The 22,203-nt window shown below is 63.5% G+C and carries 24 protein-coding genes and 1 pseudogene; 17 read left to right on the top strand and 8 right to left on the bottom strand.

Annotated features, from left to right (window positions below):
• The first annotated feature begins 16 nt into the window (after positions 1-16).
• The 10 genes and pseudogenes from EET13_RS21475 to EET13_RS32610 form a co-directional block, all read left to right on the top strand.
• Positions 17-835: a CbbQ/NirQ/NorQ/GpvN family protein gene (locus EET13_RS21475; RefSeq protein ID WP_122444159.1), complete on the top strand. Its 819-nt coding sequence runs from the start codon at positions 17-19 to the stop codon at positions 833-835.
• A gap of 91 nt (positions 836-926) precedes the next feature.
• Positions 927-2,039 carry an ABC transporter substrate-binding protein gene (locus EET13_RS21470; RefSeq protein ID WP_122444158.1) on the top strand — a complete coding sequence of 371 codons (1,113 nt, stop codon included), beginning with the start codon at positions 927-929 and terminating at the stop codon, positions 2,037-2,039.
• 3 nt (positions 2,040-2,042) lie between these two features.
• Positions 2,043-3,161: a spirocyclase AveC family protein gene (locus tag EET13_RS21465; protein WP_122444157.1), complete on the top strand. Its 1,119-nt coding sequence runs from the start codon at positions 2,043-2,045 to the stop codon at positions 3,159-3,161.
• A complete protein-coding gene (locus tag EET13_RS21460) occupies positions 3,154-4,029 on the top strand; it encodes an SDR family oxidoreductase (protein WP_122444176.1) in 876 nt (291 codons plus the stop codon). Before EET13_RS21465 ends, EET13_RS21460 begins: the two co-directional genes overlap by 8 nt.
• A 30-nt stretch (positions 4,030-4,059) precedes the next feature.
• The gene (locus EET13_RS21455) at positions 4,060-5,544 is read left to right on the top strand and encodes an aldehyde dehydrogenase family protein (RefSeq protein WP_122444156.1); all 1,485 of its coding nucleotides are present in this window, start codon (positions 4,060-4,062) and stop codon (positions 5,542-5,544) included.
• Between the two features lie 10 nt (positions 5,545-5,554).
• On the top strand, positions 5,555-6,793 hold the full coding sequence (locus EET13_RS21450) for a cytochrome P450 (protein ID WP_122444175.1): 1,239 nt from the start codon (positions 5,555-5,557) through the stop codon (positions 6,791-6,793).
• Between the two features lie 144 nt (positions 6,794-6,937).
• Positions 6,938-7,216: a YciI family protein gene (locus tag EET13_RS21445; protein WP_244602042.1), complete on the top strand. Its 279-nt coding sequence runs from the start codon at positions 6,938-6,940 to the stop codon at positions 7,214-7,216.
• Positions 7,213-8,439, top strand: coding sequence for an RNA polymerase sigma factor (locus tag EET13_RS21440; protein ID WP_244604030.1), 1,227 nt, complete (start codon positions 7,213-7,215; stop codon positions 8,437-8,439). Before EET13_RS21445 ends, EET13_RS21440 begins: the two co-directional genes overlap by 4 nt.
• Positions 8,436-8,879, top strand: coding sequence for an SRPBCC family protein (locus EET13_RS21435; RefSeq protein ID WP_122444154.1), 444 nt, complete (start codon positions 8,436-8,438; stop codon positions 8,877-8,879). The genes EET13_RS21440 and EET13_RS21435 overlap by 4 nt, the downstream gene beginning before the upstream one ends.
• Positions 8,880-9,117: 238 nt before the next feature.
• Positions 9,118-9,237: pseudogene (locus tag EET13_RS32610) on the top strand (hypothetical protein); the annotation flags it as partial.
• Positions 9,238-9,766: 529 nt separating this feature from the next.
• On the opposite strand, the gene EET13_RS21430 reads toward EET13_RS32610, so the two are convergent.
• From EET13_RS21430 to EET13_RS21415, 4 genes are all read right to left on the bottom strand, one after another.
• On the bottom strand, positions 9,767-11,191 hold the full coding sequence (locus EET13_RS21430; RefSeq protein WP_122444153.1) for a cytochrome P450: 1,425 nt from the start codon (positions 11,189-11,191) through the stop codon (positions 9,767-9,769).
• Positions 11,188-12,372 (bottom strand): DUF6545 domain-containing protein, encoded by a 1,185-nt coding sequence (locus EET13_RS21425; RefSeq protein WP_136623216.1) that lies wholly within the window; start codon positions 12,370-12,372, stop codon positions 11,188-11,190. The genes EET13_RS21430 and EET13_RS21425 overlap by 4 nt, the downstream gene beginning before the upstream one ends.
• A 44-nt stretch (positions 12,373-12,416) precedes the next feature.
• Positions 12,417-12,920 carry a hypothetical protein gene (locus tag EET13_RS21420; RefSeq protein ID WP_122444151.1) on the bottom strand — a complete coding sequence of 168 codons (504 nt, stop codon included), beginning with the start codon at positions 12,918-12,920 and terminating at the stop codon, positions 12,417-12,419.
• Between the two features lie 882 nt (positions 12,921-13,802).
• Positions 13,803-14,180, bottom strand: coding sequence for a hypothetical protein (locus EET13_RS21415; RefSeq protein ID WP_211189113.1), 378 nt, complete (start codon positions 14,178-14,180; stop codon positions 13,803-13,805).
• A gap of 345 nt (positions 14,181-14,525) precedes the next feature.
• Between EET13_RS21415 and EET13_RS21410 the strand changes: the two genes are divergently transcribed.
• From EET13_RS21410 to EET13_RS32915, 5 genes are all read left to right on the top strand, one after another.
• The gene (locus EET13_RS21410; RefSeq protein ID WP_244604036.1) at positions 14,526-14,909 is read left to right on the top strand and encodes a helix-turn-helix domain-containing protein; all 384 of its coding nucleotides are present in this window, start codon (positions 14,526-14,528) and stop codon (positions 14,907-14,909) included.
• A 353-nt stretch (positions 14,910-15,262) separates the two neighbouring features.
• On the top strand, positions 15,263-15,394 hold the full coding sequence (locus EET13_RS32405; RefSeq protein ID WP_280177738.1) for a hypothetical protein: 132 nt from the start codon (positions 15,263-15,265) through the stop codon (positions 15,392-15,394).
• The gene (locus tag EET13_RS21400; protein ID WP_122444149.1) at positions 15,391-15,846 is read left to right on the top strand and encodes a hypothetical protein; all 456 of its coding nucleotides are present in this window, start codon (positions 15,391-15,393) and stop codon (positions 15,844-15,846) included. The genes EET13_RS32405 and EET13_RS21400 overlap by 4 nt, the downstream gene beginning before the upstream one ends.
• A 278-nt stretch (positions 15,847-16,124) precedes the next feature.
• On the top strand, positions 16,125-16,376 hold the full coding sequence (locus EET13_RS32920; RefSeq protein WP_425294264.1) for a DUF6545 domain-containing protein: 252 nt from the start codon (positions 16,125-16,127) through the stop codon (positions 16,374-16,376).
• A 106-nt stretch (positions 16,377-16,482) separates the two neighbouring features.
• Entirely contained in the window at positions 16,483-16,863 is a 381-nt protein-coding gene (locus EET13_RS32915) for an alpha/beta fold hydrolase (RefSeq protein ID WP_425294263.1), read from the top strand.
• A 107-nt stretch (positions 16,864-16,970) separates the two neighbouring features.
• Here the strand turns inward: EET13_RS32915 and EET13_RS21390 are convergent, their stop codons facing one another.
• Together EET13_RS21390 and EET13_RS21385 are read right to left on the bottom strand one after the other, a co-directional pair.
• A complete protein-coding gene (locus tag EET13_RS21390) occupies positions 16,971-17,231 on the bottom strand; it encodes a PPW family C-terminal domain-containing PPE protein (RefSeq protein ID WP_136623215.1) in 261 nt (86 codons plus the stop codon).
• 320 nt (positions 17,232-17,551) lie between these two features.
• Positions 17,552-18,172: a PPE family protein gene (locus EET13_RS21385; RefSeq protein WP_122444147.1), complete on the bottom strand. Its 621-nt coding sequence runs from the start codon at positions 18,170-18,172 to the stop codon at positions 17,552-17,554.
• Between the two features lie 573 nt (positions 18,173-18,745).
• Between EET13_RS21385 and EET13_RS21380 the strand changes: the two genes are divergently transcribed.
• Both EET13_RS21380 and EET13_RS21375 read left to right on the top strand, forming a co-directional pair.
• Positions 18,746-19,894 (top strand): thiolase family protein, encoded by a 1,149-nt coding sequence (locus EET13_RS21380; protein WP_122444146.1) that lies wholly within the window; start codon positions 18,746-18,748, stop codon positions 19,892-19,894.
• Positions 19,891-20,694 carry a crotonase/enoyl-CoA hydratase family protein gene (locus EET13_RS21375; RefSeq protein ID WP_122444145.1) on the top strand — a complete coding sequence of 268 codons (804 nt, stop codon included), beginning with the start codon at positions 19,891-19,893 and terminating at the stop codon, positions 20,692-20,694. Before EET13_RS21380 ends, EET13_RS21375 begins: the two co-directional genes overlap by 4 nt.
• On the opposite strand, the gene EET13_RS21370 is transcribed toward EET13_RS21375, so the two are convergent.
• Together EET13_RS21370 and EET13_RS21365 are read right to left on the bottom strand one after the other, a co-directional pair.
• Positions 20,691-21,704 carry an NAD(P)/FAD-dependent oxidoreductase gene (locus EET13_RS21370; protein WP_122444144.1) on the bottom strand — a complete coding sequence of 338 codons (1,014 nt, stop codon included), beginning with the start codon at positions 21,702-21,704 and terminating at the stop codon, positions 20,691-20,693. The genes EET13_RS21375 and EET13_RS21370 overlap by 4 nt on opposite strands.
• Positions 21,680-22,201 (bottom strand): isoprenylcysteine carboxyl methyltransferase family protein, encoded by a 522-nt coding sequence (locus tag EET13_RS21365; RefSeq protein ID WP_122444143.1) that lies wholly within the window; start codon positions 22,199-22,201, stop codon positions 21,680-21,682. Before EET13_RS21365 ends, EET13_RS21370 begins: the two co-directional genes overlap by 25 nt.
• Between the last annotated feature and the right edge of the window lie 2 nt (positions 22,202-22,203).

Below are 22,203 nucleotides of genomic sequence, written 5' to 3'. Positions count from 1 at the left end.
GCGTTACGCTGCGGCCATGCCAGCACCCGGCGATGGCGACGCGACTTCACCGGTAGCCCGCCCCTTCTACGTCTCGGTGGGCACTGAAGAGCAGGTGTTCAAGGCGGCGTTCCGGCAAGGCCTCTCGGTGCTGCTCAAGGGGCCCACCGGCTGCGGCAAGACGCGGTTCCTGGAAGCCATGGCCCACGATCTCCGGCGGCCTCTCATCACGGTGGCCTGTCATGACGATCTCACCACCGCGGATCTGGTGGGGCGGTTCCTACTGCGCGGTGGGGAGACGCAGTGGGTCGACGGCCCGCTGACCCGTGCCGTGCGTGAAGGTGCGATCTGCTACCTCGACGAGGTTGTCGAGGCGCGCCAAGACACCACCGTGGTGCTGCACCCGCTGGCCGATCACCGACGCCAGCTCCCCATCGAACGCCTGGGTGTAACGCTGGATGCGGCACCGGGGTTTTGCTTGGTGGTGTCCTACAACCCTGGGTACCAGAGTGTCCTCAAGTATCTCAAGGATTCCACCCGGCAGCGCCTGGTTGCCATCGAATTCTGTTTTCCCGCAGCTGATGTCGAGGAGAAGATTGTCGCTCAAGAGTCCGGCGTCGGCTCCGGTGTGGCCACCGCGCTGGTGCGATTGGCACAAGCGATCCGCCGGCTGGAGAACGGCGGGCTGCGCGAGGTGGCGTCGACCAGAGTGCTCATCACCGCGGGCCGGCTGATTGCCGAGGGACTGAGCACTCGTGAGGCGGCCCGCGTCGCCATTGCCGGCCCGTTGACCGACGACTTTCATACCGCCGGCGGCCTGTCGGAGTTGATCGATGTCTACCTGGCGGACTCCTAGCCCGGACCGATTGACGCTGCGTCGCTCACCGCGCTAATCTCAGAACAAATTTTAGGTTTATTGGGACTGCCGCGCCAACGGAGATGGGGATTTGTCCTACGAGAGCACCGCGCAACCGATCAAAATCGGCTACCTGTTCGACTTCCTGCTGCCGGAGTTCTATCCGCAGGAGATGCGCGACGACCTGACGCGCCCGTTCGACCTGGTGTTCAACGGCGGGATGGGGCAGCGAATCATCGACCGGCCGGTGCAGATCGTGTACCGGGAGGTGGAGGGGCTGCCCAAGGGCACGGTCAAGGCCGTCATCGACGCCTACGGCGAACTGGTCGACGAGGGCTGCCTGGCGGTCTTCGGCCCGCACATCAGCGAGAACGCCGTCCCGGCCAAAGAGGCGATCGAAGAGCGGTTCCGGGTTCCGGCCGTCAACGTCTGCGGCAGCGATGACTGGCTGGGGGAGTGGACCTTCGCGTTTCCGCAAGGGTCGATGACCGACGAGCCGATCTTCTGGGCGGACTTGTTAGCCAAGGGCGGTCACACCGAGGTGGCCGTCCTGGTGGAGCAATCGCTGGTCGGCCAGAGCTACCTAGCAAACTTCCGAAAAGCAGTACAAAGCAAGGGGATTCGCATTGTCGCCGAAGCCCCGATCGCCCAAACCGCCCAGGACGTGGGCCAGGCGATCCGCACGGTGCATGAGGCGAAGCCGTCGGCGCTGGTACATTGCGGCTTCGGCTTCGGGATCGTGTTCATCAACCCGGCCCTGACCGAACTCGACTGGGATCCGCCCCGGTTCACCAGCACCGCGTTTCAGAATGCCTGGATCAATCCGATTATGTGGCAAGCCTTTATGGGCTGGACGGGGATCGACCAGTACGACGAGGCCAACAGCGTAGGCCAGGCGTTCCTGGACCGCTACGAATCGGAATATGGCCGTCGACCCTGCTATTTCGTGCCGGTGGTCAACCATGACGTGGCCAACACGCTGCTGCACGCATTCGCCGATGCCCACCCCTTGAGTCCACGCGGCGTCAAGGAGGCATTGGAGCGGGTGAAGATGCTGCCGGCCGCCTCGGGCGCCCCAGGAACCAGGGTCTCACTGGGCAAATGGACCCGGCGGGCCTGGATGGGCGCGGGCTACCTGGTGGCGCGGCGGCTAGATCCCGACGGCGCCAACTCCCATCTCGTCGATCGCTTTGGCGCCGGATAGGCGATGACCACCCAGCAGACAACGCCATCGGTCCCGGCCACGCGCCGAAAGGGCTCGATGTGGACGGTCGGGTTGATCTTGATAGCGGTGGCGGTGCTCGCCGTTATTGCCTACTACGCCCGAAAGGGCGCCGTCTCACCGCGAATTCGCAATCCGGAGGTCACCGGCGTCCCCCGTCCGGTCGAGCCGTTGTTCGGCTATCAGCATTGGCTGGGGCTCTTCCAGATCTTCACGATCATCTCGATGTCGATCATCATCGCGGTCTATGTGGTGGCATGGCGCCGCCACCCCGCCCACCCCGTCCTGCTCATGGGCATCGTGACCACGCTGATCGTCTGGCAGGACCCGATCATGAACTGGGCGCCGTATGCGGTCTACAACCCGCAGCTATGGCACTGGCCGGAAGACTGGCCGCTGGTGTCGCTGTCACCCACGGTGGAGCCGTTCCTGGTGATCGGCTACATCATGTTCTACCTGGGACCCTACTTCCCGGCGATCTGGATCCTGCGCAGGATCCAGGCCCGAAGCCGGCTGGATTCGTTTGTCTGGCGCCATCCGCTGATCACGCTGGCGGCCATCATCCTGCCCGTGGGCATGCTCATCGACGCGATGCTCGAGATGACGCTGGTGCGCACCGGCTTTTACATCTACTCGCAGGTCATTCCGTTCGGATCGGCCTTCGCCGGCCAGACCTACCAGTTCCCGTTCATCTGGGAAACGGTGATGGTGACCTTCGTGATGATCCCGGCGGGGGTGCTGCTCTACCGCGACGACACCGGCCGCACCGTGGCCGAAGAACTCGCCCAGCGAACCCGGATCTTTCCCCGGAAGCCCAAGCTGGCGATGTTCGTGGTGATGTTCGCCCTGATCAACCTCGCCTACCTCGGCTACGGCACCGGCTTGGCCGTCATCAAGTGGACCCGGACGGCCACTTCCGTCGCCTGCCCGTGGCCCTATCCGGAGGCCAAAGTCTATGACCCGCAAGGCGTTTATGAACGCAACGGCCAGTCCGGCCCGTATTCGGCGGGCATCTGGTCGACCTGGATGAGCGCGCAACCGCACGGCCGCCCGGACGTGTCTCCGCCCGCCCGCGGTGGCCGCTGTGGACCGGCGCATGGGTGAGCCACCGGCCGTCGTCATCACCGGCGCGTCCCGCGGGCTGGGCCTCGCGTCGGCCGCGCACCTGTACCGGCAGGGGTGGCGGGTGGTGGCCACGATGCGCTCACTTGAGTCCGGCATGGCGGCCTTGCGGTCGACGGCCGCTGCCGCAAAAGAGGATTCACGCCTGATAGCGGTCCAGCTAGATCTCACCGACCAGGCATCCGTCACGGCCGCGGCCAAGGCGATCGAGGAGGCGGTCGGCGCTCCGCGGGTGCTGGTGCACAACGCGGGCATATCCGCGGCCGGGACGGTCGAGGAGACGCCGATCGACCTGTGGGAGCGAATGTTCGCGACGGCCGTCTTCGGGCCGGTGCTGTTGACCAAGGCGCTGTTGCCGTCGATGCGCGCCGCGGGACAAGGGCGCATCGTGATGATCTCGAGCCAGGGCGGCGTGCGCGGCATGCCGGAGATCGCGGCGTACTCCGCGGCCAAGGGCGCACTCGAACGGTGGGCCGAGTCGCTGGCGGCCGAGGTGGCTCCGTTCGGACTGGGTGTCACCGTCCTGGTTGCCGGAACCTTCGACACCGACATCATCACCGACGTGGGAACCTCGGACCACCGCGACCTGGCCGGTCCGTACGCCGCGCTGCACACCAAGGTCGACCGGCGCGGCCGGGCCGCGATGCGATTGGCGCGTTCACCGGAGCAGTTCGCGCGAGCGCTGGCCAGCGCCGTCGAGGACCCCTCGCCCTTTGCCCGCCACGCCGTCGGTCCCGACGCCCGGATGCTGATGGTTGCCAACCGGCTGCTTTCCGGTAAGGCTCTCCATAGGGTGACCCGGCTGGCGCTGGGTCTCCCGCGCTCTGGGGCATTACGGGCGCCGGAATAGTGAGCCTCGTCTGAAGAGAGCTGAACAAAAATGGCTGACACTGTAAAGGTCCGGTTCGAATCGAAGATGATGATCGACGGCAAGCTCGTCGACGGTCAGGCCGGCACCTTCAGCAACATCAACCCGGCCACCGAGGAGCCGATCGGAGAGGTCGCCGACGCGTCGAAGGCGGATATGCACCGGGCCATCGACGCCGCCCGGCGAGCCTTCGACGAGACCGACTGGTCGACCAACCGCGCATTACGCAAGCGCTGCCTGGAGCAATTACAAGAGGCCATCGAAGCCGAACGGGAGGAGCTGCGCGAGGAGCTCATCGCCGAAGCCGGTGCGCCGCGGGCGATCACCTACGGACCGCAACTGGATGCGCCGCTGGCCGACGCGCTGCGCTATCCCGCCAAGCTGATCGACGAGTACCCATGGGAAACCGACCTGGGCGACGTGCTGGTTAGCATCACCGGCCAACTGACCAGCCGCAAGGTCTGGCGCGAACCGGTCGGTGTGGTCGGCGCGATCGTGCCGTGGAACTTCCCGTTCGAGGTCACCATCAACAAGCTCGGCCAAGCGCTGGGCACCGGCAACACCGTGGTGCTCAAACCGGCGCCGGACACGCCGTTCAATGCCACCCGCCTGGGCCGGCTGATCGCCGAAAAGACCGACATCCCACCGGGAGTCGTCAACATCGTCACCGCATCAGACCATCTGGTCGGCGAGGAGCTCACATTGTCGCCCAAGGTCGACCTGATCTCGTTCACCGGTTCGACCGTCGTCGGCAAGCGGATCATGGAAAAGGGCGCGGCGACGCTCAAGCGGCTGTTCCTCGAACTCGGCGGCAAATCGGCCACCATCGTTCTCGAGGACGCCGAGTTCGGGTTGGCCTGCGCGATTGGCATCGCGCCATGCATGCATGCCGGGCAGGGCTGTGCCAACCCGACACGGCTGCTGCTGCCGCGGTCGCGCTACGACGAAGGCGTGGCGGTCCTGCAGAACATCTACGACAACGTCATGCCGGGCGACCCCCAGGACCCAGCGACGTTGTGCGGCCCGGTGATCTCCGACAAGCAACGCAAGCGGGTGCTCGGCTACATCAGCAAGGGTGTCGACGAGGGCGCCACCTGCCTGGTCGGCGGCCCCGACGCGGCTACCGGTTTCGACCGCGGATTCTTTGTCCGGCCAACGCTTTTCGTCGATGTCGACAACTCGATGACGATCGCCCAGGAGGAGATCTTCGGGCCCGTGTTGTCGGTCATCGCATTCGACGACGAGGAAGACGCGATCCGGATCGCCAACGACAGCGTGTACGGGTTGGCCGGCAACGTGATGTCGGGTTCGCTGGAACACTCGCTGGCGGTGGCGCGGCGGCTGCGGGCCGGGTTCATCGGTGTGCAGGGCGCCGCGCCGTACGGTGCCGACACCCCGTTCGGCGGCTACAAGGACAGCGGGGTGGGCCGGCAGAACGGGATCGCCGGGTTCGACCAGTACACCCAGATCAAATCGGTGGGCTATCCGGCCGGCTGAAGGGGTGCGCGTGCAGCTGTTCGACGATCTGGAGGACTTCGGTGCCTTCGACGACGTGGTATCCGGCGACGTCCGCGATCCCTACACCGAGCTGGCCCGGCTGCGGCGGGAAGAACCGGTGCAGCGCATCGACTTCTCGGCCATGCCGCATGAGGAATCCAAGCCGGTCTTCATCGTCTACCGCCATGAGGACGTCGCGCAGCTGCTGCGGGACAACGAGACGTTCTCGTCGGCGATCATCATCGACGCCTTCGGCGACGTGCTGGGCCGCCACGTCATGCTCGGCATGGACGAGCCCGAACACGGCCGTCATCGCGCGCTGGTGGCAAAAGCTTTTTCGCAGAAGGCGTTAGCGCGCTGGGAGGATGAGCTGGTCGGCAAGGTGGGCAACGAGCTGATCGACCGGTTCGCCGGCCGCGGCCACGGCGATCTGGTCAAGGAGTTCACCTTTCCCTATCCGACGCAGATCATCGCCGGCCTGCTGGGTCTGCCGCGCGAGGACTATCCGCAGTTTCAGCGCTGGTCGATCTCGCTGTTGAGCTTCACCGTCAACCCGCAGCGCGGCCGGGCCGCGTCGCAGGCGTTGCAGCAGTACTTCACCCCGATCCTGGCCGCCCGGCGCGCGGAACCACGGGACGATCTGATCAGCGGCCTGGCGCAGGCCGAGATCGACGGCGAGCAGCTGTCCGACGAGGAGATCTTCTCCTTTCTGCGGTTGCTGCTGCCGGCCGGCGTCGAGACCACGTACCGTTCGCTGGGCAACATGTTGTTCGGATTGCTTTCCAACACAGATCAACTCGATGCGGTGCGGGCCGAGCGCGCACTGCTGCCGCAGGCGATCGAGGAGGCGGTGCGCTGGGAGCCGCCGCTGCTGACCATCACCCGCGTGGCCACCCGCGACACCGAACTGGGCGGCGTGCCCATACCCGCCGGCTCCTCGGTCATGCCGATGCTGGGCGCGGCAAACCGGCAAGAGGGCAGATACCCCGACCCGGATCGCTTCGACATCTTCCGCCCGGCCAGGGCGCACATCGGTTTCGGTCACGGGGTTCATATCTGCCTGGGCATGCACCTGGCCCGCCTGGAGATGCGGGTGGCGCTCAACCTGCTGCTCGACCGGTTGCCCGGCCTGCGCCTTGATCCCGGCGGCGACGATCCGCACATTCGCGGCCAGATTTTCCGGTCACCGACCTCGCTCCCGGTGCTGTTTGACTCGACTTCGACCCACCTTCGCCTCGGGGTGTCCTGATCGGGTCCGTCCCGATCGTCCTCTTGATGAGATCCGGGATTGGCCCGGATGATCATCGGGACAAGGAGGAATCTCATGGCGCAATATGCCGCACTGACCTACACCAGGGACGTCGACTGGTCGGCCCCCGAGCAGGCCGCCGACATGGCCGAATACATGAAGTTCGGCCAGGAGCACGCCGCCGCGATTCGTGGTGGCACAGCGCTGTACCCGACGTCCACCGCGACGACGGTTCGTGTCAAAGGTGCCCGCGGCGGTGACGTCGTCACCAGCGACGGCCCCTATGCCGAGACCAAGGAAGCGCTGACCGGCTTCTATCTCATCGAGGCCGCCGATCTGGACGAGGCGCTGCGGATCGCCGCCGAGATACCCGCCGCGTGGGACGGTGCCGTCGAGGTGCGTCCCATCATCGAATTCGGTTGACCGCCGAATCCGCGCTCGCCGAAACCGTCCGGATCGAGGGAACCCGCATTCTGGCGACCCTCGTCCGGGCGGTCGGCTCGCTGCAGATCGCCGAGGATGCGGTACAGGAAGCGGCGCTGCGCGCGCTTCGGGACTGGCCTCGCAACGGCGTGCCCGCCGAGCCACGCGCGTGGCTGACGGTGACCGCCCGCCGGGTCGCGATCGACCTACTGCGCCGTGAGGGTGCTCGAGCCCAAAAGGAGCGTGCCAGCATGGAGCTCGCGGTTCCCGATCTGCCGCCCCACAGCATGGTGGCCGACGATCGGCTGCGGCTGATCTTCACCTGCTGTCACCCGGCGCTGGGGCTTGAGGCTCAGGTGACGCTGGCGTTGCGCACCTTGTGCGGTCTGTCGCCGGCGCAGATCGCGGTGGTGCTGCTGACCAGTGAGGCCGCTATTGCCAAGCGGCTCACCAGGACCCGAGCCAAGATCGCGCGGGCTGGCATCCCGTACCGGGTTCCGGCCGACGAAGACCTGCCGGTGCGCCTGGCGGCGGTGTGCGCGGTGGTGCACTCGTCCTACACGATCGCCCACACCGCGGCCGGCGGCGACCGGCTGACCGATGTCGACGGTGCCCGTGAGGCGGTGCGCCTGGCCCGGTTGGTGCACGAGCTGATGCCCGATGAACCGGCGCCGATGGCGGTGTTGGCGCTGTTGCTGCTGACCGAATCCCGGCGTGCCGCACGGTGCGACAACGCCGGCGATCCGGTGCCGCTGTCTGAGCAGGACCGCTCGCGCTGGGACGGCGATGCGATCACGGAAGCGCTTGCCCTGCTGGATGAATCGCTACGCCGCACCGCAGCGGTGGCCGATCCCTATCAATTGCAGGCTGCGATCGCGGCCGAGCATGCCCGGGCCGCGTCGTATGCCGCTACCGATTGGGCGGAGATCGTCCGGCTTTACGACATGCTGCTGTCGGTGCACCCGAGCCCGCCGGCTGCCTTGGCCCGTGCCGTGGCTGTTGCCGAATCAGGCGGGGCCGCAGCGGGCTTAGCAGAGCTCGCGGAGCTCGAACCCGATCAGCGCTGGCATGCTGTCCGCGGTGAGCTGCTGGCCCGGCAAGGCAGATTCGCCGAGGCCGTCGGGGCGATGCAGGCTTCCCTCACGGAGTCGACCACCATGCCCGAACGGCGGTACCGCCAACGGCGCATCGCGCACTGGAATGCGCAACTAGGAGTGACATGAAAGTCGATGTGGCCAGCGAGATCCTGATCGCCCGGACCCGCAGCGACGTGGCCGCCTATGCCTGCGACCCAGACAACGCCACCGCCTGGTACGTCAATATCACGTCGGTGCAATGGAAGACGCCAAAACCGCTGTCGATCGGCTCGCAATTCGCCTTCACCGCAAGGTTTCTCGGGCGCTCGTTGAGCTACACCTACGAGGTGGTCGATCTGGAACCGGGCAGCAGGTTCATGATGCGCACCGCGGAAGGGCCCTTCCCGATGGAGACCACTTACCTGTGGGAAGACGGCCCGAATGGCACAACGACGATGACCCTGCGCAACCGCGGCGAGCCGTCCGGGTTCGCCGGGATCGCCGCGCCGGTCATGGCCAAGGCGATGAAGCGGGCCAACGCCAAGGATCTGGCCCGGCTCAAGGCAGTGCTGGAGGCGCGGGCCTAGTGTCGGCGAGCTGAGGTTGCCGCGCAGCGCCTACGCACGGGCCCGGTCGCAGCCGCCAGCCACGAACTACCAGCAGGCTGGACGCTTGATGCGAAGCGTGATCGGCACAGCGGGCGCGGGCGTGAGGCGCCGCCAGGCAGTCGTCTTGGATCAAGACGGCCAGTGGTCGCGGTTGGGCGAATTGCCCGCGATGAACCCGTAATGGATGGAGTAATCCGCGAGCAATGTTCTTGACGCTATTCCGCCAGAATCCCGCGTTCTCATCGTGGAAGAACTGGCGCGTCGTAACCCCGTCCTCCTTGCGGAGTTGCGCGGCTCAACGAAGCCGACCGATGACCAGAGTGACGCCGTTGTGGATCACAGCCGTGTGGTGGCTAGGAACGTGATCACCGAATCCCACGAAAAGAGGAGCTGATGGTTGACGATAGCCGTTGCTGTCTCGCCGAACAGCTCCCAATAGATTACCCGGATTTCATGATTTCGATTTGCGGCATGAACACGTTCAGTGAGATGATCAGGTCAAATGTGGACAATCGCGATTCAGCACTGCGGACATTATCGGGCAGATCCGTTTCGCAACATTGAAGAACGGTGGACGGCGCCCTCACGAGCAGACGCGGAGATGTTGGCTGCCGCTAAGTTGGTCGAACGAAGCCTGGCAATGGACGAAGCGGCGTGGCTCGCGTCGATTGCAGGCCGGATGCCCACCTATACCACCCGAGGTAGTGATCCGGAACGATTGCCGCGCGTACTCGCGCTGCGTATCTATCGGAGACTATGGAGGTTCCGATCCTGAATCTCCATACCAGCGAGTGATGTGCTGACCAACTAACACGCCGAATTAACCTTATAATTATCGGTGCTGTCTTAGGTATAACCAGCTCGGCCTAAAGAGGTGTTCGCTGGCGACGATGAAAGCGGATTCGCAGGCCGTCTGGTTTGAGGGTTAGTCTTTCCGATACTTCCAATTGATAACCCGGGTATGACTCCAAGACAAATTGATGCACGATGATAGCCAGCGTCAGCATAATTTCGTGAATTGCGAACTGGCGACCGATGCATGCGCGGGGGCCGGTTCCGAACGGTTTGTAAATGTGGGGTGCGAGCCTTCGAATGTTCCCGGGTAGGAATCTATCGGGGTTGAACTCAGCGGCATCGTTCCCCCAGGCGCGATCGCGGTGCGCAGACAGTAGCAGGACGAATACACAATCTCCCGCTTTGAATTGGTAACGACCACCAAGTACGGTGTCGGTCCTGGCTTGCCGGAAATATCCTGGCGCGATTGGCCACAAGCGCAATGTCTCGTCGACGATACGGCGGAGGTAGCGCAACTTCGCGACGTCGTCGAACGACATGTCAGGCACCCCAGAATCGGGCCAACGTTGGTCTACTTCAGCGCGCGCGGCGGCGGCGATGTGTGGATTGGTGGACAGGTAGTGCAGCGCGAAGGCGATGGCGTTGGCGGATGTTTCGCTGCCGGCGATGAGCAGGGTCAGGACCTGGTTGGCGATGTTGGCGTTATCGAGGCTTTCGCCTGTGGCGGGATCTGTTTCGTGCAGCATGACGTCGAGCATGTTGACGGGTGCGTTGTCGCTCCCACCGCTGCTCCGGCGAGCGTTGATGATGGCGCCGACCTGGTCGCTGAGGTATTGCTTGTCGCGTTGATGCTGGTTGCGGCGGCGTCGGCCCAGTAGTTGCTCGTAGCGGGGGATGGCGTTGGTCCGCGCGGTGGTTCTGGCGTGTGTGAGCTCGCGCAGGAAGGCGCTGATGATCGGGTTATCGCTGGGGTCGTTCAATTTGGTGAACGAATGACCTAAGCCGGCGCGCGCCACCACCTCGATGGTGAACCGGTTGGCCTCGTCTGGGATGTCCACCCAGCTTCCGTCGGCAGCACGCTGCGACCAGGAGCTGACTAGTTCGCGAGCAGCTTCCAGCATGCTGGCGTGGTAAGAGGCCATAGCGGCCTTCGTGAATGCCGGCATCAAGATGTTATGGGCCATACGCCAATTGGGTTCATGATTGTAGGCGGTGAAAAGCCCGTCACCGCCAATCGCGCGCAGTTCGGGGAGCACCAGCCCGAGGCTCTTTTCCCACCGTGATTCGTCATTGATCTCGTTAATGAGGGCGGTCGAAGCGACCGTAATGAGACGGAGGTCGAAGATGCGGTGCTCGATGATCCCGCCGTGGGCCTCGACTTCCCTGGCCAGGCCCTGACAGGGTTTGGTCCAGTTCACGACGAGCAGGTCACCGATGATCGGTAGTCGCAATCGCGGGCGCGGCACCGCGCAGCTATCGGAGCGGTGTGGAGTCATCGTGAAGTACCTGCCTGTTCACAGGGCCGCCCAGCGGCCAAGCCAATACGTGGATGCGTTGCAGTCCGGGCGCTCGGCCACCATTTGCACAGTCGCACGAGTTCAGCTGCCTCCTGGTCAAGAGTGGTCGAGCGCCCCGGCCGCGATTTGGGGATGACCGCTGGCGCTATTCGTTCTGGTGTCGCTCCGATTTCCCTCGCGCGGACTGCCTCGGCGATCTGCAATGCCTGGATAGCCGCGTCGCGATCGCTAGTAGGCACCGAGTATCGGTCGAGGAACCGCGTTGTCGCATCAGCGGAGATCTCACGAAGGTAAGGCCGTAGGAGCAACATCGCGTCGCGTATTTGGACGACGGTCTGGTGCAGGTCCAAAGTTGTCTTTCGGCGGCCCGGAGAAACGGCCTGCAATTCAAATACACATTCGGGAAAGGCAACAGTCAGGGTCTCCCGAAATCTCTGAAGTGCCCGCCAAGATCGGCTGGTCCCGTCTAGGCCCGCGCGGGCACTCAGTGCTCGAACGATAGGGATAGCCGCGAGCCCGTTGACGGCCAGTGCCAGCCAGAAGAAATAGCAGCTGTCCATTGCAAGGATAAAGCGATTGTTGTGCACCCATCCGAGTTGCTGAAAGACCACATAGAACACGACGTACCGGCTGGTACATACATCCACAATGCCGACCATGAAACCGCACGCGGCGACGATTCTTTCTTGTCGTCCCGACCCGAGACTCATCCATTCCTTGACACCCATGATCACGAGCCGGACCGCCATCAGCTCCGGAATGACCATGAAGAGCACCCAGGCGAGCACAATGTCCCATCCGTGGGCGACTTCAAGAGGCTGTCCGGTCGCTCTGGCGTGGGACGCGGAAATAAAAAAAGCGATGCTGAGGATGATCGCTGATATTCGGTAATGCCGGTGTCTTCGACGGGCTTCCAAGAGCGGCAAACCGGACCCGAGCGTGATAAATCCCAAGAATTCTGCGGAAAGTAGTATCATCGCCACCAACGACAGCTCCTGGGCGGTTGTGACAGCTATTATGTGATGACCGGCAAGGAATTTCTCAATCATCTTCTCGCGCAATAGGTTACAGACGAGATATATTGCCAGTACGTGATTCAGGTATTTCTCGAATTCGCTCGTGCTGAAGAAGAGATAGCGCATGACCGCAATGGATGTCATCAGTGCCAGCAGAGGCCAGGCCACTAACCCCGGAACAGATGACGTCATCTCGCTCGGAAGAAGACGCTGCGTATTGCTGACCTGGCGGCGGCCGCTTCAGCTGAGGCGAGCATTAAGATGTGCGCAAACCTCTCTGCATCGCGCTCTTGATCGTCGACAAAGAGTTTGCGGCGCAGCACTTTTCGCACGGCAGCGGGATCGAGGTCAGGTAGCATTTTGAGGCACAGCTGGCTTTCGGGGTCGTCCGTGTTGCTGGCCGACTGGGTGGAGCGTCCATGCCCCAACACCATATGGCCGATCTCGTGACACACGATTTGATCGATGTGGTAATCAGAGCTCTCGGCCTCATGGAGGATGAGGTCGTCGTCGTCGCGGATCAACCACACTCCGCACGGGCTTTCGGTAAATCCCGAGGTATCGGTGGGGAGTAGCTGGATGCGCCGACCTCGCTGAGAGGCCAGGTTCTCAATGAAAACATCCCGGTTCCAAGGGACAGGAATGGGCAGCTGACGCGCGAGTGCGAGCAAGTCAGTGTTCGATACTGCCATCCAAACTCTCTCCAACTCCTCGCCACCCGGATGTATCGGTGGCCTACCGTTGATTCTTCTGTGTGCGATCGACCGGGGCTCTTTGCCGCGTCCGGTGTCGGCGCTTGTGCAGGCATCACAAGATCGCCTGCCCTCTGTGACTCAACACTTGAACCGGGTTGCGCTAGGCGTTGACGTACGAATCGATGCCGGGATCGATGAGGTAGGACGCAGAAACCTCACGAGGCCAGTCATGGGTACTGGTCTGGACTGGCTTCCGTGTGTCATCTCAATGAGTAACGGCGCGGTCGACGAGTTGGCGTAATTCGGGGGTACGAGTCGGTTCCAACGGAATACATGCCTGGCAGCATGCTGCCAGCACGGAGGAAAAGCATCAGCCAATATGCGTAAACCGCGCACATATCGCGAAGTTGCTCGGACCAGGTGGTCGAGGGAGGGCGTGTGACACCGGCTCCTGGATCTCTGATGCCCAGGTCACCGAAATCTCCTACGCGGCTTCGGCTTCCACCGCTGACGTGGTGACTGCCCGGGTGCTAGTGCAGCGCATCGAACACGCCACCCAAGGCAGCCGACCGTTTCGGGTCGGGCGATATCGCCCGGTTCTTCGCTGACACTTCGCTGACATTTCGCTGACACCAAGGATCCGTCGCCGTGGCCGACATCGCACGCCGCCATCACGGCGGCTCCGGCCCGGGAAAATGGCGTGGGTTGCACTGTGCCACAACACCATCGGTCAGAAGTCCTCGCATGACCGTACGATCTGAGCGATGACAAGGACCGACTGGAAAGTTCGACGGACCAGCGGCTCCATCATGCAGCAGATCTCTTGAATCAATATCAGATGCCTTCAACTGATCACGCGACACGGTGGAGTGAAGCTGGCTAAAGGGGCGCAAGCAGGTCGCTGAGCAGAGTGTTGGCGATGTCGCAGATTTGCTGCAGGCAGTAGCGCGCCCGTTCGCTAGGGGAGAGATCTTCGGGCGGCCGTTCCAGCTCGTGCCATCCTCTGGTCAGGCCAACCAACTGTTGACGGCCACCGGCATTGTTGAGTCGCAGAAGGTACCCGACACCGTCACCGTGGACGTTGAGTTCCAGGCTAGGATCGCCGACGAGTGCCCCAGCACTGAGTGCCGCATAGACCAGATCCGACAACGTTGATCCCGGGGTTTCAGTTCCTGACGGTGCAAGGCGCTGTGTCAGCCCATCACCTTCGTCGGCAACCCACGTAGCAAACGCATCGTCGTCGATGTCGAACGTCATCGGACTGCCGTGAGCCGTAACGCTGAAGGCGGGTGGGCCAACGGCGACAGGGCACCGATGGGTGGCCGGCGCGGATACTGATCCGGCGGTGTCGTGATCGCCTGCTGGGTTGATGCTGTTCGGGAAGGCCGCGAGCGCCATGCCGAATTCATATCAGTATATCTTGTTGGTCCGCAACATGTACTGAGATGAATGTGATGTTGGTTGCGGGAGAGCCCGTAGTAACCTCAGTACACACTGCTGGACTGTGCATGAAACGAGGGCTTATTGACCAGCGCGGATGGGCCACAGGGTTCGTCGCATGCATCGGATCTGTCGCTGAAGCTCAACAAGCTCTTCGAGATCATGCGCAAGCCCTCTGAGCCGCCGCTGTCCAACGCGGCTGCCGCGGAGGCCATCACCAAAAAGACCGGGGTGTCGATTAGCTCGGCTTACCTATGGCAGCTGCGCAGCGGCATCAAGAGGAATCCAACCGTCCAACATCTACGGGCCATCGCCGAGTTCTTCGGTGTCTCTGCGTCCTACCTGATCGACCCGGGCGTCGACCCATTGATCGATGTCCAGCTCGATCTGCTGCAAGCGCTGCGCGACGCCGGGGTGCGGGATTTGGCGCTACGGGCCTCAGGGTTGACGCCGGCGGCGCTCAACAGTATTGCAGCGATCCTCGACCGTGTTCGCGAGCTTGAGCGCCTGCCCAAAATCGCTCCGAAGGATTCCGGAAAAGGATGACGGATGTTAGATGGCGGTTTCTCACGCGGACGTACTTGCGCTGGCCCGGGAGCTGCCGATTCCCGTCCCCTGGAACCGGGATTGCTTTGTTAGGAACGTGGCTGAATTGTGCAGTAGACCGATCAGGTTGATTCCGGCAGCCCGTGTGGTTTGTGGCTGACGGGCGACGACGACGACTTGATCTTGCATGAGGCGGGTAGTTCGGATTATCACATTGATCAGATTGTGTGTCATGAGATCGGTCATATTGTGTTGGGACACAGTCGTTTGCGGCAGTTCGGCGATGACACGGACCGTGAGCGTGCACCGTGTCGCACCGCCTTGCCGGACATCGACCGGCTACCGTGCATGCGGTGTTGGGTCGCACGGGCTATGCCAGCGACCAGGAGCGCGACGCCGAGATGTTCGCCAATATGTTGACCATCGCCGCCGCGGAAGCCGCCACCGAAACCTCGATGATGCGCTTCTTTTTCCAGGCGCGATGACCGCCATTGTTCCCGATGGCATCGGTTGGCCCGTGACAAATTTCCCGGCAATTGTTGTTGGTGCCCGCTATAAATGGTCCGATGAAAGCCAGTACGAAAAATATTACAACAAAATATTAGCGCTATCATTTGTCGCCTTGCTACTGAGCGAGCGGGCCGTGGAGAAGCTATTTCCTGACGGTGCCCTGTTGACCGAGACGGCAACGCAGCAGTTGTCGTTGGCGGCGATGATGCTCGCTGCTGGTGAGTTCATGGGATTCTTTTCCTGGTGGCCGAGGCGTTCGCTGCGTGAACCGCATCTCCATCCACGTCGACATCGGATTGCGGCAGCCGTCGGGATCCGTGGTTTTTCTTGCCGCAGCCACACGGGCTGGTCGGCCCGACGCGAAACGTCGGGAACATCGGACGGCCAGGGCCATGATGAGTCTTTCTGCTCATCGTCGACCCTTTGACACTGGTGCGACGACTTTGCTGGAACTGTTTGAACAGCTTGGCTGGGCGCATAGTGTCAATTACCGGCTGAGCAGTTATGGCTTGATCTTTTCGGGTCGACGACAGCCGTCGCGTCTTTTGGAATTATTCCTTTTGTATTGAATATGATCGACCATTGTGGAATTGATCGAGTGAGCCGAGACCGTCGTAAATTGACCGTGCTTCGTGAAAGCATGATCGCCGCGGTCTCCGAAGCTTATTTCGAGCTTGTTCATCAGGGCATGGGCCGCCGGAAACGATGCTAGAACTGCATCAGACCACCGTCCAAATACGCGATGCGATTCTGCAATCGCGACGGTATTTCAGCGATACTGATGCGGTTGAATTGGCCGGATTCTGCAATAGCTATGCAGCCCCTGTTGACCAGCGCGGGGAAGCCGCGTTGGCTCTTCAGCTTGCCCATGCGGCACGGGCTAGAAAGGCTGGCGCCCGAGCGGCTACGACCCCCCAACCCATCAGTTGTCATCAGCTCCCGAGCTGGGACGCTTGAGGAGGAAACACGCGAATTGTTGAAATTATCCAGATGGTGGTCACACGCACAGGCCACCGCCTCAAATAGCGCTGCGCCGGCTCCGGTGGCACCAGCATGACGACATTTGTGCTGGTTCACGGGTGGTTGGCACGGCGCTTGGTGCTGGGAGTTGTTGACTCCGCCATTGGGCCGAGAAGGTCATGACGTTGTCGCGATGGTTTTGCCCAGCGAGGATCCGCCGGCGAGCTTGGGCACCTACGCCGACATCGTGTGCACTGCCCTCGGTGAATGCGACGACGATGTGATCTTGGTGGGGCACTCGATGAATGCGAGCACAATTGCTGTGGCGCGTCTTCGACCGCAGGCCTCCTCCTCGCTTTGGCTACCGTTCCCCTTGGCCGAATTTCCTGCTGTCAGCTGTACTTCCGTCATCACCAGCGACGACCGGATACTGAACCCGACTGGTCCACGCGGGTCGCGCGTGACCGGCTGGACGCCGAGCTGATCGAGCTTCCGGGAGGTCATTCCCCGTTCTTGTCCCGACCGTCAACGCTAGCTGACGTGTTGATCCGTTTGGCATGAGCCGGCCCGACAGGCCCAACAGGCGAGTACCTAGCCAACCGCCACGGCGCCTATCTTGACTGCTCCCGACGCCCAGGTCGCCGGCAACATCGGCATTCGCATCCCGTAAGACTCATCGTGACCAACCGTGGCCATCCCGCCCGGCAGCACATCGATCTCGCGGTAGGCGGTGCCGGCAAGCCTGGTCCCGCGCGCACCGGCAGCCACTGCGGCGACAGCCGCCGCAGGTCCGTTCGCGACCGCCATCGACGGCGCCAGCGCTGCCGACTCGGCACCCGCTAGTGGCGCCACGGGGACAGCACCTCCTGCGAAAGCTGCTACCGCTGGCGCGAGATCGGCCATTCCTGCAGTCAATGGGCCCACGGAAAGCAGCCCGGCCGAACACAAATCTTGGGCGATCCACGCAAGCATTATCCCAATAACTGTGTCGACTGTTTGGAGAAAAAGAAGCGGCAGAACGATAAACAGCGTCACGGAAAACCTGAACGCGGGGTAACTGAGCACAGTTAACAGATCGATGGCTCTAACAATGTCTAAATGCAGAACTGCGTCGAGAAGCGCGTACCAGGCCCATTCGATTTCATGAAGATTCTTGCCGAGTGCGACCAGAATTACTGCGGCTTCGAATACAGCATTATATAAAACCTTGTAGATTTGCTCCCAGGGGAACGGTCGGCAGCCGTAGCGCTAGTAGCTAGGCCGGTGCCGGGGCGCTTAAGAATGGTAGGGGCGGGGTCGATATGTGGCACTGTGGCCAACGCTGCGACGGATACAGTCTCGTAGGCACTCATCGTGGTGGCTGCTTGAATCCACATGCGCAGGTAGTCAGCTTCGGTGAACGTGATCGGGATCGTGGTTATGCCGAAGAAATTTGTATTTGTCAACATCGCATGCAGGGCATGATTAGCGGATAATTCCGCTAGGGTCGGCATCGCCGCTAGCGCGTCAACGTAGGCCGCCAGCGCCTCCTGATGGGCGTGGGCCATGGCTGAGCAATCAGCGCTGGCCTGCATTAACCAGTCCAGATACGGTGCATAGGCGGCCATGGCGCACATTGCGCTGACGCCCTGCCACGGACCGGTCTCTACCGTAATCAACAATCCGTCAAGATGCTCGGCCGCGTTGGCGTACTCAGCAGCCAGTGAGGTCCACGAACCTACGGCGGCCACCAACGAGTCCGGTCCCGGGCCGGCGCTTAACAATGCCGCATGCACTTCCGGAGGCGAGGCCATCCAAACCAGGCGCCGTCACCGCAACTGCCCACTGTCAGATACGGCGCTGTCGCGGCGCCGCGACGGTCCAGCGCACCGGTGTGCGCCGGCCGCATAACGATCCCGAATTCCCGAAGGCCGGTTTGCTGCCGCCAAGTTCTTGTTCATCAACTGCGCGACCCATTTTTGGTTAGCGTCGGTTGTCGAGGGCGAAGCTTACAACCAGCCCAAGTCGAGGTTCCGGGAGCGGTACGTACCGCGTTCTGAATTGGCCGAAACGTATTTGGGGGATCGGGGGCTCGCCCCATGTAAACGTGGGTTGACGTCAGGACGTCGTCCACGCGGAGCCAAATATCTAGTGAGGAGAAACCGGTGCGCCTGTCCGTGATATCAGGCGATCACGGTCTGCCCAGCGGGTCCGCTCGATATCTTATGACGGTGTTGATTCCCCCATGAGACATGCTCGCGGTTGCGTACGGTCTGCGTGCGCGCGGCCGGGAGTTGCCACGAGGATGCAGGAGAACCCCGGCCCTATCTGCCGATTACATTGGTTAACAATGTACTCAGAATCACTCTGTCAAAGGAGACATACCCATGGCTGAAGCCGTCATCGTCGAGGCAGTACGTTCCCCCATCGGCAAGCGCAACGGCGGGTTGTCCGGGGTGCACCCGGCCGATCTGTCCGCGCAGGTGCTCAACGGGCTGGTCCACAAGGCCGGCATCGACCCCGAACTGGTCGACGACGTCATCTGGGGCTGCGTCATGCAGGCCGGCGAGCAGGCCCTCGATATCGCGCGCACCGCACTGCTGGCGGCCGGCTGGCCCGAGACGGTTCCCGGGGTGACCGTGGACCGCCAGTGCGGGTCGAGCCAGCAGTCGGTGCACTTCGCGGCGGCCGGGGTAGCAGCCGGTCACTACGACGTCGTCGTTGCCGGCGGGGTTGAGTCGATGTCACGAACCCCGATGGGTTCGTCGCTGGCCAACGGCGGACGGCCCTATCCGAGGACCTTCTTGGACCGCTATGACGGCGCGATCCCCAACCAGGGCATCGGCGCCGAGATGATCGCACAGCGATGGGGCCTGGACCGCCTGGCGCTCGACGAGTTCTCTCTGGGATCACACGAAAAGGCTGCGGCGGCACAGGATTCCGGCGCCTTCGACGATCAGATCGTCGGCATCAAGGGCCAGGACGGCAATACCGTCCTCAAGGACGAAGGCATCCGCCGCGGCACCCCGATGGAGAAGATGGCGTCGCTGAAGCCGGCGTTCAAGGAAGACGGCGTGATCCACGCCGGCAACTCCTCGCAGATCTCCGACGGCTCGGCCGCGCTGCTGTTCATGTCCACCGAGAAGGCAAATGAGTTGGGGCGCAAGCCTATTGCCAAGGTCCACTCGGTGGCGCTGGCCGGGGCCGACCCGGTGATCATGCTGACCGCGCCCATTCCGGCCACCCAGAAGGTGCTCAAACGCTCCGGTCTGTCCATCGGCGACATCGGGGCATACGAGGTCAACGAGGCGTTCGCCCCGGTGCCCCTGGCCTGGCTGCGTGACATCGGCGCCGACGAGAAGCGGCTCAACCCCAACGGCGGCGCGATCGCGCTCGGCCACCCGTTGGGCGGCTCGGGTGCGCGGCTGATGACTACCCTGCTATATCACATGCGGGACAAGGGAATTCGCTATGGACTGCAGACGATGTGCGAGGGCGGCGGTCAGGCCAACGCCACCATCCTGGAGCTGTTGTGACCGAAGCCGACGGCGCTACGCCGGCCGTACTGGTCGAACGCCGCGGCAACGTCATGGTCATCACGATCAACCGGCCCGAAGCCCGCAATGCCATCAACAGCGCCGTGAGCGTCGGGGTGGGCAATGCACTCGACGAAGCCCAGCATGATCCCGAGGTACGGGCAGTGGTGATCACCGGCGCCGGCGACAAATCATTTTGCGCTGGCGCCGACCTCAAGGCGATCGCCCGCCGCGAGAACATCTACCACCCCGACCACGGCGAGTGGGGCTTCGCCGGTTACGTGCGCCACTTCATCGACAAGCCCACCATCGCCGCGGTCAACGGCACCGCGCTGGGCGGCGGCACCGAGTTGGCGCTGGCCAGCGACCTGGTGGTGGCCCACGAACGGGCCACGTTCGGCTTGCCGGAGGTCAAGCGCGGGCTGATCGCCGCTGCTGGCGGTGTCTTTCGGATCGTGCACCAGCTGCCCCGCAAGGTGGCGATGGAGCTGCTGCTGACCGGCGAGCCGATCACGGCCTCCGACGCTCATGGCTGGGGCCTGATCAACGAGGTTGTCACGCAGGGCTCGGTGCTGGACAGTGCGCTGGGCCTGGCCGCCCGGGTAACCGGCAACGCGCCGTTGTCCGTGCAGGCCAGCAAGCGCATCGCCTACGGGGTCGACGGCGGCGTCATAGCTGAGGAGGAAGTGGGCTGGGAGCGCACCATGCGGGAGATGAAGTCGCTGATCCGGTCCGAGGACGCCCGGGAAGGGCCCGTGGCGTTCGCCGAAAAGCGCGAGCCGGTCTGGAAGGCGCGTTAGCGCGCCAGCGTGTTGACCGCCCACTCGAACACCGAAGGCAACAGCTCACCCGCCGGCACGATGGCCCGCCGCGTCGCGTACGGCGTACTGCCCAGCACCAAGGCTCGGGTCAGCCACCGGTAATTGCGGGTAACGCGATGCCAGGCGGTCTCATATGACGCCGGTGCGCCGTCGACGATGGCCCGCACCGCGGCGCCCGCCTGCTTGACGGCCAGGCTGATGCCTTCGCCGGTCAGGGCATCCTCGTAGCCGGCTGCGTCGCCCACCAACAGCACCCGCCCACAGACCCGGCGGGACACCACCTGGCGCAGCGGGCCACAGCCGCGCGCACGTCCAGGTTCGGCGTCGTGCAGATGCTGGGCAAGCCAGGGAAACCAGGAGAGCTCGGGCCGCTGCCGGGACAGGATGGCCACGCCTACCAGGTCCGGTTCCACCGGCGTCACGTACGCCTCACCCCACCGCGACCAGTGCACCTCGACGAACTCCGACCACACCGGCACCCGGTAATGCCAGCGCACCCCGTAGCGCCGCGGCGTTCCGGCCGTGGCCGCGATGCCGATGGCGCGCCGGACGGTCGAATGCAGCCCATCGGCCGCCACCAGCCACTTCGCGCGCACGCCTGCGGCCGTCACGCCATCGGCGTCCTGCGCGACACTGGTCACTCGCGTCCGAATCCATTCGGTGTCCTGCTCTTTAGCCCGCGCCGCCAGGGCCGTGTGCAGGGTGGTGCGCCGCACGCCCCGGCCCGGGCCGCTGCGAAACCGCGCCTCGGCGCGGCGCTGCTCGCTCACGTAAGCGATGCCGTGAAACGGCATGCCGGCCGGGTCGACATCGAGTGCGGTGAGCTCGGCCAGGCCGCCTGGCATCAACCCTTCTCCGCAGGCCTTGTCGATCGGGCTCTCCCGCGGATCGGCGACGATCACCGAAAGCCCGTGCTTGCGTGCGTGCAATGCCGTGGCGAGCCCGCCGGGGCCACCGCCGACGATCAGCAGGTCGGTGTCGTAGGACATGAATAACCCAACACGGAGTTCTCCACTCGCAGGCGCACCGTCAACAACATGGCGTTGGCCACGGTGAAGGCGAGCGCGGTCACCCATGCGGTGTGCACCATCGGCAGCGCAAACCCCTCGGCCACGACTGCAACATAGTTGGGGTGATGCATCAGCCGGTAGGGCCCGCGTCGCACCAACGGCTCGTGCGGCAACACGATGACCCGGGTGTTCCAGCGCCGTCCCAGCGACTTGACGCACCACCAGCGCAGCCCCTGGCTGAGCAGCAGCACGCCCACCATCGGCCAGCCCAGCCAGGGAAGGAATGGCCGGTGCAGCGCCCAGGGTTCGATCAAGCAGCCGAGCAGCAGCGCGGTGTGCAGAATGACCATCACGACGTAATGCGGACGGCCGAACTCCTTGCCGCCCTGCGCGAAAGACCAGCGCGCATTGCGCCTGGCGACGATCAACTCCGCCACCCGTTCCACGCCGACGGCCAGGACCAGCAGGTAATACATGG

Source organism: Mycobacterium attenuatum (assembly GCF_900566085.1).
Lineage (GTDB): Bacteria > Actinomycetota > Actinomycetes > Mycobacteriales > Mycobacteriaceae > Mycobacterium > Mycobacterium attenuatum.
The sequence above is the reverse complement of the archived record's forward strand: the minus strand, read 5'-3'. Positions and strand labels throughout refer to the sequence as shown.